Origin of the sequence: Saccharospirillum sp. (assembly GCF_040881935.1) — a bacterium.
Lineage (GTDB): Bacteria > Pseudomonadota > Gammaproteobacteria > Pseudomonadales > Natronospirillaceae > Saccharospirillum.
Map to the genome: position 1 here is coordinate 14209 of NZ_JBBECH010000066.1, position 12828 is coordinate 27036.

13 protein-coding genes are annotated in these 12828 nt (G+C 56.3%); 8 read left to right on the forward strand and 5 right to left on the reverse strand.

All coding sequences use genetic code 11. The annotated features are described in order from the left end of the window. Positions 1-156: 156 nt before the first annotated feature. Both WEB54_RS12275 and WEB54_RS12280 read left to right on the forward strand, forming a co-directional pair. On the forward strand, positions 157-2817 hold the full coding sequence (locus WEB54_RS12275) for a helicase-related protein (protein WP_368055967.1): 2661 nt from the start codon (positions 157-159) through the stop codon (positions 2815-2817). Positions 2818-2936: 119 nt separating this feature from the next. Next, entirely contained in the window at positions 2937-3728 is a 792-nt protein-coding gene (locus WEB54_RS12280; protein ID WP_368055969.1) for an enoyl-CoA hydratase-related protein, read from the forward strand. Here WEB54_RS12280 and WEB54_RS12285 read toward each other — a convergent pair. Continuing rightward, on the reverse strand, positions 3725-4354 hold the full coding sequence (locus WEB54_RS12285) for a TetR/AcrR family transcriptional regulator (RefSeq protein WP_368055303.1): 630 nt from the start codon (positions 4352-4354) through the stop codon (positions 3725-3727). The two genes, WEB54_RS12280 and WEB54_RS12285, sit on opposite strands and share 4 nt — an antisense overlap. A 356-nt stretch (positions 4355-4710) precedes the next feature. On the opposite strand from WEB54_RS12285, the gene WEB54_RS12290 reads away from it, so the two are divergent. From WEB54_RS12290 to WEB54_RS12315, 6 genes are all read left to right on the forward strand, one after another. After that, on the forward strand, positions 4711-5379 hold the full coding sequence (locus WEB54_RS12290) for a Bax inhibitor-1/YccA family protein (protein ID WP_368055301.1): 669 nt from the start codon (positions 4711-4713) through the stop codon (positions 5377-5379). A 69-nt stretch (positions 5380-5448) separates the two neighbouring features. Continuing rightward, positions 5449-5838, forward strand: coding sequence for a sulfurtransferase complex subunit TusD (gene tusD / locus WEB54_RS12295; protein ID WP_368055299.1), 390 nt, complete (start codon positions 5449-5451; stop codon positions 5836-5838). Then, positions 5835-6224 (forward strand): DsrE family protein, encoded by a 390-nt coding sequence (locus WEB54_RS12300; protein WP_368055297.1) that lies wholly within the window; start codon positions 5835-5837, stop codon positions 6222-6224. The genes tusD and WEB54_RS12300 overlap by 4 nt, the downstream gene beginning before the upstream one ends. Further along, complete coding sequence (locus tag WEB54_RS12305) at positions 6224-6487, forward strand: hypothetical protein (RefSeq protein ID WP_368055295.1); 264 nt, start codon at positions 6224-6226, stop codon at positions 6485-6487. Before WEB54_RS12300 ends, WEB54_RS12305 begins: the two co-directional genes overlap by 1 nt. A gap of 65 nt (positions 6488-6552) precedes the next feature. Continuing rightward, positions 6553-6870 carry a TusE/DsrC/DsvC family sulfur relay protein gene (locus tag WEB54_RS12310; protein WP_368055294.1) on the forward strand — a complete coding sequence of 106 codons (318 nt, stop codon included), beginning with the start codon at positions 6553-6555 and terminating at the stop codon, positions 6868-6870. A gap of 29 nt (positions 6871-6899) precedes the next feature. Next, positions 6900-7880, forward strand: a complete 981-nt coding sequence (locus WEB54_RS12315; RefSeq protein ID WP_368055292.1) for a glycosyl transferase family protein — start codon at positions 6900-6902, stop codon at positions 7878-7880. 31 nt (positions 7881-7911) lie between these two features. Here the strand turns inward: WEB54_RS12315 and cysG are convergent, their stop codons facing one another. The 4 genes from cysG to WEB54_RS12335 all read right to left on the reverse strand — a co-directional run bounded on the left by cysG (position 7912) and on the right by WEB54_RS12335 (position 12826). Then, positions 7912-9291: a siroheme synthase CysG gene (cysG, locus tag WEB54_RS12320; RefSeq protein WP_368055971.1), complete on the reverse strand. Its 1380-nt coding sequence runs from the start codon at positions 9289-9291 to the stop codon at positions 7912-7914. 337 nt (positions 9292-9628) lie between these two features. Continuing rightward, positions 9629-10918: a serine--tRNA ligase gene (serS, locus tag WEB54_RS12325; protein WP_368055819.1), complete on the reverse strand. Its 1290-nt coding sequence runs from the start codon at positions 10916-10918 to the stop codon at positions 9629-9631. Positions 10919-10994: 76 nt separating this feature from the next. Then, positions 10995-11387, reverse strand: coding sequence for a fluoride efflux transporter CrcB (gene crcB, locus WEB54_RS12330; protein ID WP_368055817.1), 393 nt, complete (start codon positions 11385-11387; stop codon positions 10995-10997). Positions 11388-11509: 122 nt separating this feature from the next. Then, positions 11510-12826: a replication-associated recombination protein A gene (locus tag WEB54_RS12335; protein ID WP_368055972.1), complete on the reverse strand. Its 1317-nt coding sequence runs from the start codon at positions 12824-12826 to the stop codon at positions 11510-11512. Between the last annotated feature and the right edge of the window lie 2 nt (positions 12827-12828).

A 12828-nucleotide genomic window follows, 5' to 3' on the forward strand; every position in this document is an offset into this window, starting at 1 on the left:
GATCATCGAACCGGGCTATCGGATAAACGGGGCCGGCTGAACCGCCAACTTTTACTAGACTAATTATCGAACAATCGCCGACTATTAACGGTTATCTCTTTCAAGACTCGACAGATTCCGTAGAATAGCGGCCCTTTTTGGGAATACGAGGACGCCATGTCAGACTTTATACAGGGCCAGCGCTGGCTGGCCGATGGTGAACCCGAGCTCGGGCTCGGTATGGTGCAAAGCTTGGATGAGCGCACCCTCACACTCTATTTCCCTGCCGTTGACGATGAACGCTGTTACGCACTGCGCCAACCTCCCCTGACCCGCATTCGTTTCGAACGTGGCGAGGAGATCCAGCGCCGGGATCAGCGCAAAGCTGAGGTCAAAGCCGTCCACAATCTGAACGGCCTTCATGTCTACGAAACGCTCGATGGCGACATGGTGCCAGAAACTGAACTGGCCGATACGCTGGACCGAAACAGCCCACTGACGCGGCTGATGACCGGCCAGACCGATCACCCCAACTGGTTCAATTTTCGCGCTGCGCTGAATGCCGGGCACCAGGCCATTTGGTCGGCCCATTTAAATGGTTTGCTCGGAACTCGCTCCACCTTATTACCGCACCAACTCTACGTTGCGAAGCAAGCGACAGAACGCACCCGGGTTCGGGCACTGTTGTCTGATGAAGTTGGCCTGGGTAAAACCATTGAAGCCGGGTTGATCATCAATCGGCTGCGTCAGCAAGGCCGGGCTAGCCGGGTTCTGATCGCGGTGCCCGACGCCCTGCAGGCTCAGTGGCTGGTTGAGCTGGTTCGCCGGTTTTCCATTCACTGCGAGTTCTACCAGTCGGAAGATCACGACTTCGGCCTGGGCCAGGTGCACCTGATTCCCCACCGGCTGCTGACCGATATCGAGGAAATGCCCTGGATTACCGCCCAGGACTGGGATGTACTCGTGGTAGATGAGGCGCACCACCTCTCGCTGGAGGCCGCCGAAGACCTCGACGACACCGAAAGCTGGGTAGCCCTGGCCCGGAAAACACCTCATTTATTGCTGCTGACCGCTACACCAGAACAACTTGGCCAGGAAGCCCACTTTAACCGGTTGCAACTGCTAGACGCTTCCCGGTTCACCCGCTTTGAAGACTACCAGGCGGACGAATCGCATTTTATGGAACTTTCCTCTGTCGCCTCGGCTCTGTACAACGACACCATAGACGATGCGGTGCTCGATCATCTCGCGTCGCTGGGCATCGAGTGGCATAACGACAGCCGCCGAGCCCTGTCCGAAGTCTTGGACCGCCATGGCCCGGGACGCGTGGTCTACCGCAATACCCGGCGCGGCGTCGCCGGCTTTTTCCCACGGGAAGTGCATTTACACCCGGCGGAATCTGAAACCGATCGTCAACACTGGCTGGTCGATTGGCTCAAAGCCAACCGGACCGACAAAGTTCTGCTGATTACTCAAACCGCAGACGTCGCCCAGGAACTGTCACACCACCTCTGGCATGATCACGGTTTGGAATCCACCGCCTTTCATGAAGGGCTGAACCTGATCGAGCGCGACCGCGCCGCCGCGCATTTTGCCAATGAGGAAGACGGTGCCCAGATTCTGGTGTGCTCTGAAATCGGCGGCGAAGGCCGGAACTTCCAGTTCAGTCATCACCTGGTGTTGTGGGACCTGCCGGACTATCCGGACGTGCTGGAACAACGCATTGGCCGGCTCGACCGCATTGGCCAGGATCAAACCATCCATATTCACCTGCCCTTCCTAACCGACGGCCCGGATGCCGCAGGCGTACGCTGGTATAACGAGGTGCTGGGCTGTATTGAAACGCTGCAGCCGGCCGCAGGCGCTATCCATGAGCGCTTCGCTGAAGCCTGGTTCGCCAGCCCCGATGACTCCGCCCTGACACAGGAAGTACAACAGACCCTGGCCGAACTGAACCGCGAACTGGAATCCGGCCGCGATGTCATGCTCGAGCTTAACTCTTGCCGGCAACCCGAAGCCGACGAGCTTGCCAGCCAGGTTGCCGAAGTTGAGCAGCACAGCGCAGAAGACGTCGTTGAAATGGCGGCCAATCTTCTGAACCTGCATTTTGAAGAACTCGATGAGGGTATCTTCGAGCTGATCCCTTCAGACAACATGATGATCCCGGTCATTCCCGGCATCCCTGAAGGTGGTGCCGTCATTACCTTTGACCGGCAGCGGGCTTTGGTGCGTGAGGATGTGTTGTTTGTATCCTGGGAGCATCCGTTAATCGTCGGGTTGATGGACATTCTGACCAGCACGCAGCTCGGGCAGGCCAGTGTAGCCCTGCTGGAAACCAAGCAGGTGCCGGCCGGTCAGGTGCTGCTGGAAGTTCAGTGGCAAATTGCTATTCTGCCGCGGCTCGCCCATGCGCTTAAACCCTATCTGAATCACAATCTGCTGCGTACCCTGACGCTTGAAGGCGGCACCGCTGATCTGTCGTCAGCCCTGACGGAAACCTCTCTGGCACCGCAGATAAAAACGTTGCCCGTTAAAATGGTGCGTAAACTGATTCAGTCGGCCAAAGAGCGTATTCCGCCCATTTATGATGTGGGTCTTGGTCATGCCAAGGCTCAGTTCGAGACGGTATTGGCTAATGCCCGCAAGGAGCATGAAGCGGCCTGCGACGCCAGAATTGAGCGTACCCGCTACCTGGCCAGCGTGAACCCTCTGGTCAACGAGCAAGATGTTGTTAAAGCCGAAATGCAGGCTGAAATGCAGCGTCAGGCCTGGGATGACGTGGAATTGCAGCCGGTGGGTGTGCGCATGATTCTGTGTGCGCCGCCGGGAACCGTCTGAACGGTATAGGCTAGAACTATACAAAAAATATACAGATGCAAGGGCTGCCTGTGAGTGGCAGCCTTTGTATTTCTGGTTTAGTGTGAATCTACCCTTCGCTAAAAAGAACAAAAAAACCCATGAAGGAAACCGTACTGATCGAGCGTCTGGAAGATGGGTTGGCTCGGGTAATCCTCAATAAACCCGAGACCGGAAACGCCTACGACGACGAAATGATTTGCACCCTGGTCACAGCACTTGATGATCTGGCCGATGATACGACGCTGAAACTGGTGTGGCTGAGTGGAAAAGGTGCGCACTTTTGCAGCGGGCCAGACCGGCAATGGCTGGCGCGTCGTGAAGGTGTGGGCCGCCCGGAACATCAGCAGGATGCTGAGCAAATGTCTCGCTTGCTGGAAACCCTGTATCAGTTCCCGGTACCGGTTTTGCTGACGGTCCGCGGTGATGTGAATGCGGTAGCGGTGGGAATTGCCAGTTGCTGCGATATGGTACTGGCGAGTGACCGAACCTCTTTTTGTATCACAGAGTCTCTGTTTGGCCAGGTGCCTGCGTTGAGCAGCCCCTATCTATACAAAGCACTGGGCGAGCGCGCTGCCAAATACTATTCGCTAACCGGTGAGATCATGGACGCCTACACCGCAACTCGCCTTGGGCTGGTGCATCGGCTGGTGCCTGGCGATGAACTGGAAGCGGTCGCCACCGTTCTGGCGCGCGGCATCCTGTCTCGTAGTCAGGATGCCCTGCGGGTCACCAAGGCAACTTTCAATTTAGTGGCCAATGAGCCCTACGATGAATCCCTCCTGGAAACCATGATTGAATGCTCAGCTGATATAAGGCTGACGCAGTCGGAGACGCTTCGGCAGCGCCGCCATCATGGTCGCTCAACGATCATAGAACCTAAAAACGATTAGCGTTCCAGCGCTGCCGCCAAAAACGGTATCAACTGATTCATAACGTCCTCTACTCCGGAGTCCTCGCCGGTATCGGCCCTGGACATCTCGCGCAGTACCTCAATGCTCGACATGGTGAACACACAGGCGCCGATGGCGAAATGGATGCGCCAGAAGATCTCCCGGGGTGACAGTTCGGGGTGGGCGGCGCGCAAGTACAAGATGAATCGGCTATAGGTCTGGTGGTAATTCTCTTTCAAAAAGCGTCGCAGATGCCCCTGTGCCTGGGTATAGGCCAAGCCCAGCAAGCGCATAAATACAGACAGTTTGCGGGTACCCGCCGTGGAATTGACGCCGGTCAACATGGTTCTGGCCAGCACATCCAGCACGTCACGCAACCCGGGTTCAGAGTTAGCCGCCGCCATTACGCTAAGTTCTCTGTCCAGCTTGGTGCAGAAAGGGCTTAGGAAGCGTGCGAAAACGGCCTGAATCAAATCTTTTTTCGACCCGAAATGATAGTTCACGGCCGCCAGGTTGACCTTGGCCCGGGTGGTAATCATCCTCAGCGAGGTTTCTGCGAACCCTTTTTCGGCAAACAGTTCTTCCGCTGAATCCAGAATACGGGTGACAGTATCGGCTTGGCTCATGGCTCGGTCTCGAATAGGGCATAGGCGAGGCTGACAACAACCCCAGTCACTGGTTAACTGATCGTAATCTTCGCCAACTACTTTCGTGCGATTGTTTAAAACGACCGTTTAAAACGTGAATATACATGACTTATAGCCACTTTGCAGGCCTTTTTCACCCATCCGGACAGGTATTCCCCCAGCGGCGCGTGATGTTCGGGTACCGGATGGTAAAAACACCGATCGAAGCTGACAGCTACTGGCATATCCTGTACTGTCAGCAGCAGGTATAGCTGGTGCTGAGGCAAGCGATAGCGCTTGAAAAACGGCAACTGGCCTATACTATTGATTCGGGTTCACATTATGGAGGTTTGCCCATGGCTGACTATCAAGGTACCGTCACGTCGCGTTCGGAATCGGCGCTGGCGACCAATAAAGTATTACGAAATACCTATCTGTTGTTGTCGATGACACTGGTGTTCAGTGCTGTTACGGCAATGATTGCCATGGCCGTAGGAATGCCTCAGGGCGGTGCGCTTATCATGATGCTTGCCGCCATCGGCATCGTCTGGTTTGTGCTGCCGCGCGCTTACAATTCAAGCATGGGGATCGTCTGGACCTTCGCCTTCGCGGGCCTGATGGGTGCGAGCCTGGGACCCATGCTGACCGCCTATCTGGCAATGGCTAACGGCCCGGCAATCGTCGCACAGGCACTGGGTGGCACCGCACTGGTAACGTTTGGCCTGTCGGCTTACGCCGTTACTACCAAGAAAGACTTCAGCTTCCTCGGCGGTTTCGTCATGGTCGGCATGATCGTCGCGCTGGTCGCGATTCTGGCTAACCTGTTTCTGGCGATCCCTGCACTGAGCCTGGCGATTTCGGCCGGCGTGGTGTTGCTGATGTCTCTGTTGATCCTGTTCGACACAAGCCGCATTGTGAACGGTGGTGAAACCAACTACGTGCGTGCGACCGTGTCGCTGTATCTGGACATCTACAACCTCTTTGTCCACTTGCTGGTGCTGGTTGGCGCTCTGTCGGACGAATGACAATTAAGCAGGTAACCTTTATCAAAGGCCGCTTTTAGCGGCCTTTTTTGTGTGTGATATGATGCGCCCATGAATATTCAACTGAACCTCTATCAGGCGCCCTGGCACCATGTCAGCCACCGGGATGCCCTAGCCTTCGCCCGTGCCAGCCTGGCCCGGGGGGACCGGATTGATCGGGTGTTTTTCTTTATGGATGCCGTTTACGTGGGTCTGGTCAGTCAGTCGCCGGCTTCCGATGAATTCGATATGAAACAACAGTGGATCGATCTGGCCTCAGAGTTCGGCTGTGAACTGTTATTGTGTATAGCGGCATCGGCCAACCGCGGTTTGCTGAATGACACCGAAGCCGAACGCTACCAAAGCCCTGTGTCCACGGTGACACCACCTTTTCAACTGGTTGGCCTGGGACAGTGGGCTCTGGGGTATGGGGAGGCAGACAAGGTGGTGAGTTTTCGATGAACACGACACTGGATGCAGCGGAACTGCGGGGTTCAGATCACTTTGAGACACTGATTCTGGTCACCCGTCCACCCTATCAGGGCCGGCGCAGCGAAGAAATTCTGGAAGCTGTAATGAGTCTGGCACTGTTCGATCGTGACCATGCCGTTGTGTTTTTTGATCAGGGGCTGGGCTGGTTGGCCGACGGCCAGGCCCCCTCAAACAGCAAAAACCTCAGCAAACAAGTGAGTGCCCTGCCCCTGTATGGCAGCGATGCCTTGTTCTATTGCGCCAGCCATCAAAACCGGGTGTTGGGCCAGGCGGTCGGCCGGGATGACATTCAGGCCTGCTCGCTGAATCAACTGGCTCACTGGATGCGCCAGGCCCGCTATATAGAGGTGTTTTAATGGCATTGCTAACCCTCACAGCCTTGCCCGGTGAAGCGCAACAGGAACTGTTTGATCTGTGGCTACAAACCAGTGATGTTCTGCTGCTGCGGGAAGATGCCCGCCCGCTGATGTGGCAGCCGAACCCGACCCGCGCCCAGGGCTGTATTCGTCAGACTGATGCAGAGGCACTGGGCGGTCAGCGTCATCCGGACTGGACGCTGATCAGTGATCAGCAATGGGCGACCCTGGTTGCCGACCAACACCCTCAACTGACCTGGTAGTGCGGGGCTTCACCCTGAAGCCCGAAAACCCACCTTCAAATCCGACTGAACTGAACGAGAGAACGATGACCGCCACCTTCGAAACCGACCATCTTGGCTTTTTACTGGATGCCCGTCGCTGGACACGGGACTGGTGTCAACAGATAGCTGAACAGCAGGGGCTATCGCTGACCGATCAGGAAATGGCCATCATCGAATCGCTACGCCGCTTTTATTTTGAGTACGATCTGTCTCCCGCGATGCGCCCCCTGGTCAAACATTTGAAGGCTCAGTTCGGTGCCGAGGTTGGCAACAGCATTTTTCTGATGCAACACTTTGGCGAGAGCCCGGCACGCATGCTGGCCTTGCTCGCAGGCCTGCCCAAACCCAAAAACTGCCTGTAACCCCCTACCCTTTGACTGCTGGATTGACCATGACTGAAACCCTAAAGTTTGCCGACCTGATCCGTGCTCTCGGTCGGGGTAAAAATGGCAGCCGCTCGCTGACCCGGGAAGAAGCCCAATTTGCCATGCAGGAAATCTGGCATCAACGCGAAACCCAGGCTCAGTTAGGTGCCCTGCTTATGCTGATGCGGGTTAAAGAGGAAACGGCAGAGGAACTGGCGGGCATGGCACAGGCTGTGCGCAACGAACTCGCCGACTGGGCCGGTCGGCCCATGCACATTGACTGGCCAGCCTATGCCGGAAAACGCCGGCAACCGTCCTGGTATGTGCTGGCAGCCAAGGCACTGTCACAAAATGGCTATCCTGTGTTTATGCACGGCGGCGGTGAGCACACAGCCGGACGCCAATACGCCCGTCAGGCCTGTGAAGCTCTGGGTATAGCTGTCGCTACTTCGTGGCAGAACGCTGCAGCACTGAGCCATAACCATTCAATGGTTTATTGCCCCCTATCCAGCTTTGCGCCGACTCTATCAAACATCATCGATATGAAGCGGGAATTGGGCTTACGCTCACCCGTCAACACTCTGGTCCGCAACCTGAACCCAACCGGCGCCAGAGTAACCTTGCAGGGGATGTTCCACCCCAGCTACAAAACCCTGCACCACGATACAGCCGGTTTGCTCGGCGACGCGCGCAATCTCGTCCTCAAGGGAGACAGTGGCGAATTCGAAGTTCGGCCCGACTCAACTACCGAGGTGCTGGTGCACAGTCCGCATCACCCTGAGCGGGTAGACATACCCAAGCGACTGTCGCAACGAGCAGTACGCCCGAATGAACCCAACCTGGCGTTACTGCAAGCGACCTGGGCCGGTGAGTCGGTGCCCGAATACGGCGTCGCTGCGATTCACGACACCATGGCCCTTGCATTAATGGTCGCCGACGGGGTTTCCCTTCAGGAAGCCCGAAACAAAGCGGCTACCCTGTGGCAGCAACGCTTAATCACCGGCTGAACGAAACGAGAGGAAACAATAACTTGAGTTACTACGTAACCGCTGAACCAATCCAGTTAAGTCGTTCGTGCAATGAAACCACTTCGCCGACGATAATTAGGGTGGGAGCCTGCGGCGGATCGTCTTTTACCAAATCCGGAAGCGTTGCCAACGTACCTACCCAAAGCCGTTGATCCGGCGTGGTGCCCTTTTGCACAAGCGCTATGGGGGTATCGGGCAATCGGCCATGTTGTATCAATTTATTGCAAATCGTCTCCAACCCCATCAAGCCCATATAAAACACCACGGTTTGCTGCGGACTAGCCAGCTCACTCCAGGGTAGGTTCAGGCTGCCATCTTTCAAATGACCAGTCACAAAGCGCACTGACTGGGCGTAATCCCGGTGCGTGAGTGGTATTCCGGTGTAGGTTGAGCACCCCGAAGCAGCGGTAATGCCAGGCACTACCTGAAACGGAATGCCCTGCTCTGCCAGCAAATCGATTTCTTCACCACCGCGCCCAAATATAAAGGGATCACCCCCTTTCAGGCGCAACACCTTTTTACCTTCCAGCGCCAGGTCCACCAGGCGCTGATTGATGTCTTGCTGGGGTACAGAATGGTCAGACCGTTGCTTGCCCACATAAAGACGTTCCGCGTCGCGTCGCACCAGATCCATAATGGCATCCGATACCAGGCGGTCATACAGCACAACATCGGCCTGCTGCATCAGGCGCAGGGCTTTAAACGTCAGCAAGTCCGGGTCACCGGGCCCTGCCCCAACCAGATAGACTTCACCGTGCTGTGCATCGTCGGGCGCATCAATCATCGATTTTAGCTGATGCTCAGCCTGTTCCATCCGCCCGGCATACACATGCTCCGCCACGGTACCGCCAAGCACTTTTTCCCAGAAATAACGCCGGTCGTCCAAACTGGTAAATCGTTTCTTAACAGCGTTACGAAAGCGCGAAGCCAATTGCGCCAAGTGGCCATAACTCGCGGGAATCGTACTCTCCAGCTTCGCCCGGACCGAGCGAGCCAATACCGGCGCCTGGCCACTGGAGGTAATGGCAATAATCAGCGGGTCACGATCAACAATGGAGGGAAAAATAACATCGCACAACTCGGGGGAATCGACCACATTGACCAAAACACCACGCGCCCGTGACTCCTTCGAGACACGCTGGTTTACTACTTCAATGTCGGTGGCACTAACCACCAAAGCCTTGTCATCAATATCGTCCGGCTCAAAAGTCCGCAGTTCGCAGTCGCAATTGGGGTTATTGGCAATTACCGGCAGAATCGAGGGAGCCACCACTTGAATCCGACACCCGGAGCGCTGCAGCAAGTGAATCTTGCGCGCCGCAATATCCCCGCCGCCAACCACCAGGATGGTCTTATCGGATAACTTATGGAACAACGGAAAATATTGCATGACCACTCCTAAAATAAGAACCCGGCACCAGGATCTGTCACCAGGCCCGACACGGCAGACACAGGCTATTTAATGCCGGTGTTAGACCCGCCGTTGGGTCAGTCAATGGTTACCGGGCAAGCCCGGCCAAAAGGTATTTAAGATACTACAGTGCTACAGATTCAAGTGTCGGCTGCCGGGTAGACCTGTTCGGGGTAGTCTGAGGCAGGGATGCCGAAGCCTAGGCCCCATGGACGGGTTCACGCCGACCCCGAACAGGTCTACCCGGTGGCTGACACGAATTACCAGCCACCAAGCCAAAGCAACCTCCAATTCAAATCGTCTCAGAACCTTATTATCAAATTAATTCCAAACCAGCCATATAGGGTTTCAGTACCTCAGGCACCCGAATACGCCCTTCCGCCGTCTGGTAGTTTTCCAGCACCGCTACCAGGGTGCGGCCCACGGCCAAGCCGGAGCCATTGAGAGTATGTAGCAGTTCGGTCTTGTTGGTCTCAGGGTTGCGATAACGGGCCTGCATGCGCCGGGCCTGGAAATCGGTCATGTTCGAGCATGAGGAGATTTCCCGGTATGCCTCTTGAGCGGGCAGCCAGACTTCCAGGTCATACGTCTTGGCGGCACCGAAGCCCAAATCGCCACCGCACAGCAGCACTTTCCGGTAGGGCAACTCGAGGCGCTGCAGGATGCTTTCTGCATGACCTACGAGTTTTTCCAGAGCGTCCATTGATTCTTCAGGGCGCACAATGTGTACCAGCTCGACTTTCTCGAACTGATGCTGGCGAATCATACCGCGAATGTCGCGACCGTAGCTGCCCGCCTCTGAGCGGAAACAGGAGGTGTGCGATGCAAACTTAAGCGGCAGTTCGGCATCGCTGAGGATCTCATCGCGCACCAGATTGGTCAGCGGCACCTCCGAGGTCGGGATCAGGTAATAATCACTGGCGTGATCGGTGTTCAGTTTAAAGAGATCTTCTTCGAACTTCGGCAATTGGCCGGTTCCCAGCAGCGACTCCTGGTTTACTATGAACGGCACCTGAGTTTCCAGGTAACCGTGTTCCTGAACGTGCGTATCGAGCATGAATTGAGCCAGTGCCCGGTGCAGGCGGGCAATGCCACCGCTCATTACAGAGAACCGGCTACCGGTCAGTTTGGCGGCGCGCTCGAAGTCGAGGCCACCAGAGACCGCGCCCAGGTCGACGTGGTCTTTGACCTCGAAATCGAAGGTTGGTGGAGTACCCCAGCGTGCCACTTCTTCGTTGTCGTCTTCGCTTTTGCCCTCTGGTACAGCGGCATCGGGCACGTTGGGAATGCCCAGCAGCAAGTCGTCCAGTTGCGCCTGAATCTGTTTCAGCTCACCCTCTTTGGATCCCAATTGCTCAGCAATGGTATCCAGTGCTTTCTGCACCTGGGCTTTGGCGTCGTCAACAGACATGCCCTGCCCGACCAGCTGACCAATTTGCTTCGACGCCTTCTTGCGCTCGGCCTGCAGCTGCTCGGTTTCAACCTGAACGGACTTGCGGCTCGACTCCAGGGACTCGAAAGCTGACACGTCGAGCTGGTAATGCTTAACCCGAAGTTGTTCAGCAAGCGTGGTAATGTCCTGTCTCAGCCGTTTTATGTCCAGCATGGGTCTGTCTGTCCTGTATGAGTCAATGAGATTGATTGAATGCCGCCGATGGCGGATGTCCCGGCCCGGCGGGCACCTAGAATACCAGCTTACCCACCCCGAAGCCCAGTGCCGCTGCGGCTATGCAGGTTAATACACTGGCCAGGGTATAGCCCAGCGCCATCCAGTAATGCTGTTGTTGCAACAAAACGAGGTTCTCCAGTGCAAAACTGGAAAAGGTGGTGAAGGCACCTAGCAAGCCAATGATCACCAGTCGGTGGAAGAGGTTGTCGGTGCCGGAGAACCGTAAGGTTAAAACGACGAAAACCAAGCCAATGGCGAAGCTGCCCAGGGCGTTTACCACAAAGGTACCCAGTGGGAAATGACTACCGTGTAGCCGATTAAACGCAGATACCATCCAGAATCGAGCCATGGCACCCAAGCTGCCACCCAGCGCAACCGCTATCCAGTGGCTTAATGGAATCGACACTTCGAAATTCTCCCTGATTAAGCCTAGGAGTCTGTCGGACTTAGGATGAATCGGCTGCGGAAGCGGAGCAACGGCCCACTCCCTCGCTTCGAACCCCCTAAGCCCGACAGACTCCTAGTGGTTTATTGTTGACGGTGATTGGCGTCCAAATCACGCAAAAAGGCCAGTTTGTCGGCTATTTTCTTTTCCAAACCCCGGTCTACCGGTTGATAGAATCGCTTGTCTTCCAGTTCTTCAGGCAAATAATGCTCGCCTGCGGCGTACCCGTGGGGCTCATCATGGGCATAACGGTATTCGTGGCCATACCCGAGCTCTTTCATCAGTTTGGTGGGTGCGTTACGCAGGTGTACTGGCACCTCCCGACTCTGATCGGACTGTACCAGTGCCATTACCTGATTGAAGGCTTTATACACCGCATTGCTCTTCGGCGCGCAGGCGAGATACACCACGGCCTGGGCCAGGCTCAACTCCCCTTCCGGGCTGCCCAGCCGCTCCTGAACCTGCCAGGCATCCATCGCCAGTGTTAGAGCGCGGGGGTCTGCATTGCCGATATCCTCACTGGCCATGCGCACCAGTCGGCGGGCGATATATAGCGGATCGCAGCCTCCATCGAGCATTCGGCACAGCCAGTACAGGGCACCGTCCGGTGAGGAGCCGCGAACACTTTTGTGCATGGCTGATATTTGGTCGTAAAACGCATCGCCGCCCTTGTCGAACCGCCGGGTCTGCCCCTGGGTTAACTGGGATAGGCGGTCTAGCGTCAGGCCATCGGGTTCGTCGGCATAGAGGTCTGCAGACAGTTCCAGCAGGTTGTAGAAGCGGCGCGCATCGCCATCGGCCAGTGCAAACAGGCGCTGCTGAACGTTTTCATCGATGGTCAGACGCGCTACGGAAGCATCCTGCTGCCTGGCCTGAACGAGCAAAGCGGCCATGTCGTCAAGTGACACTGACTTCAGCGGATAGACGCGCGCGCGGGACAACAGCGCTGCATTGAGCTCGAAACTGGGGTTCTCGGTAGTCGCGCCAACGAAGATGAAGGTGCCGTCTTCAACATAAGGCAGGAACGCATCCTGCTGGGCCTTGTTAAAGCGATGCACTTCATCGACAAATAACAGTGTGCGTCGACTCTCGGCTTTGGCTTGCAGCGCCCGCTCCGCTGCGGCCTTGATGTCTTTGACACCGGATTGAACCGCCGACAGGGATTCAAAACGCGAGGCGGTGGAATGGGCCAGCAACCGGGCCAGCGTTGTCTTGCCGACTCCAGGTGGGCCCCATAAGATCATAGAATGCAGCTGATCCTGCTCAATCGCGAGGCGCAATGGTTGCCCCGGGCCCAGTATATGCCCCTGGCCGATGTAGCCAGCCAGCGCTGTGGGCCTCATCCGCTCTGCCAGAGGTGCAAAGGGGTTGGAGTTGGTGGAGTTGAACAGGTCGGCCATAA

What these genes read in the sequence shown, in the direction of transcription:
- cysG (WP_368055971.1), bottom strand. Translation starts at nt 9,291, where the DNA reads ATGCAATATTTTCCGTTGTTCCATAAGTTATCCGATAAGACCATCCTG.
- WEB54_RS12300 (WP_368055297.1), top strand. Translation starts at nt 5,835, where the DNA reads ATGAACACGACACTGGATGCAGCGGAACTGCGGGGTTCAGATCACTTT.
- WEB54_RS12335 (WP_368055972.1), bottom strand. Translation starts at nt 12,826, where the DNA reads ATGGCCGACCTGTTCAACTCCACCAACTCCAACCCCTTTGCACCTCTG.
- WEB54_RS12290 (WP_368055301.1), top strand. Translation starts at nt 4,711, where the DNA reads ATGGCTGACTATCAAGGTACCGTCACGTCGCGTTCGGAATCGGCGCTG.
- serS (WP_368055819.1), bottom strand. Translation starts at nt 10,918, where the DNA reads ATGCTGGACATAAAACGGCTGAGACAGGACATTACCACGCTTGCTGAA.
- tusD (WP_368055299.1), top strand. Translation starts at nt 5,449, where the DNA reads ATGAATATTCAACTGAACCTCTATCAGGCGCCCTGGCACCATGTCAGC.
- WEB54_RS12315 (WP_368055292.1), top strand. Translation starts at nt 6,900, where the DNA reads ATGACTGAAACCCTAAAGTTTGCCGACCTGATCCGTGCTCTCGGTCGG.
- WEB54_RS12280 (WP_368055969.1), top strand. Translation starts at nt 2,937, where the DNA reads ATGAAGGAAACCGTACTGATCGAGCGTCTGGAAGATGGGTTGGCTCGG.
- WEB54_RS12275 (WP_368055967.1), top strand. Translation starts at nt 157, where the DNA reads ATGTCAGACTTTATACAGGGCCAGCGCTGGCTGGCCGATGGTGAACCC.
- WEB54_RS12310 (WP_368055294.1), top strand. Translation starts at nt 6,553, where the DNA reads ATGACCGCCACCTTCGAAACCGACCATCTTGGCTTTTTACTGGATGCC.
- WEB54_RS12285 (WP_368055303.1), bottom strand. Translation starts at nt 4,354, where the DNA reads ATGAGCCAAGCCGATACTGTCACCCGTATTCTGGATTCAGCGGAAGAA.
- WEB54_RS12305 (WP_368055295.1), top strand. Translation starts at nt 6,224, where the DNA reads ATGGCATTGCTAACCCTCACAGCCTTGCCCGGTGAAGCGCAACAGGAA.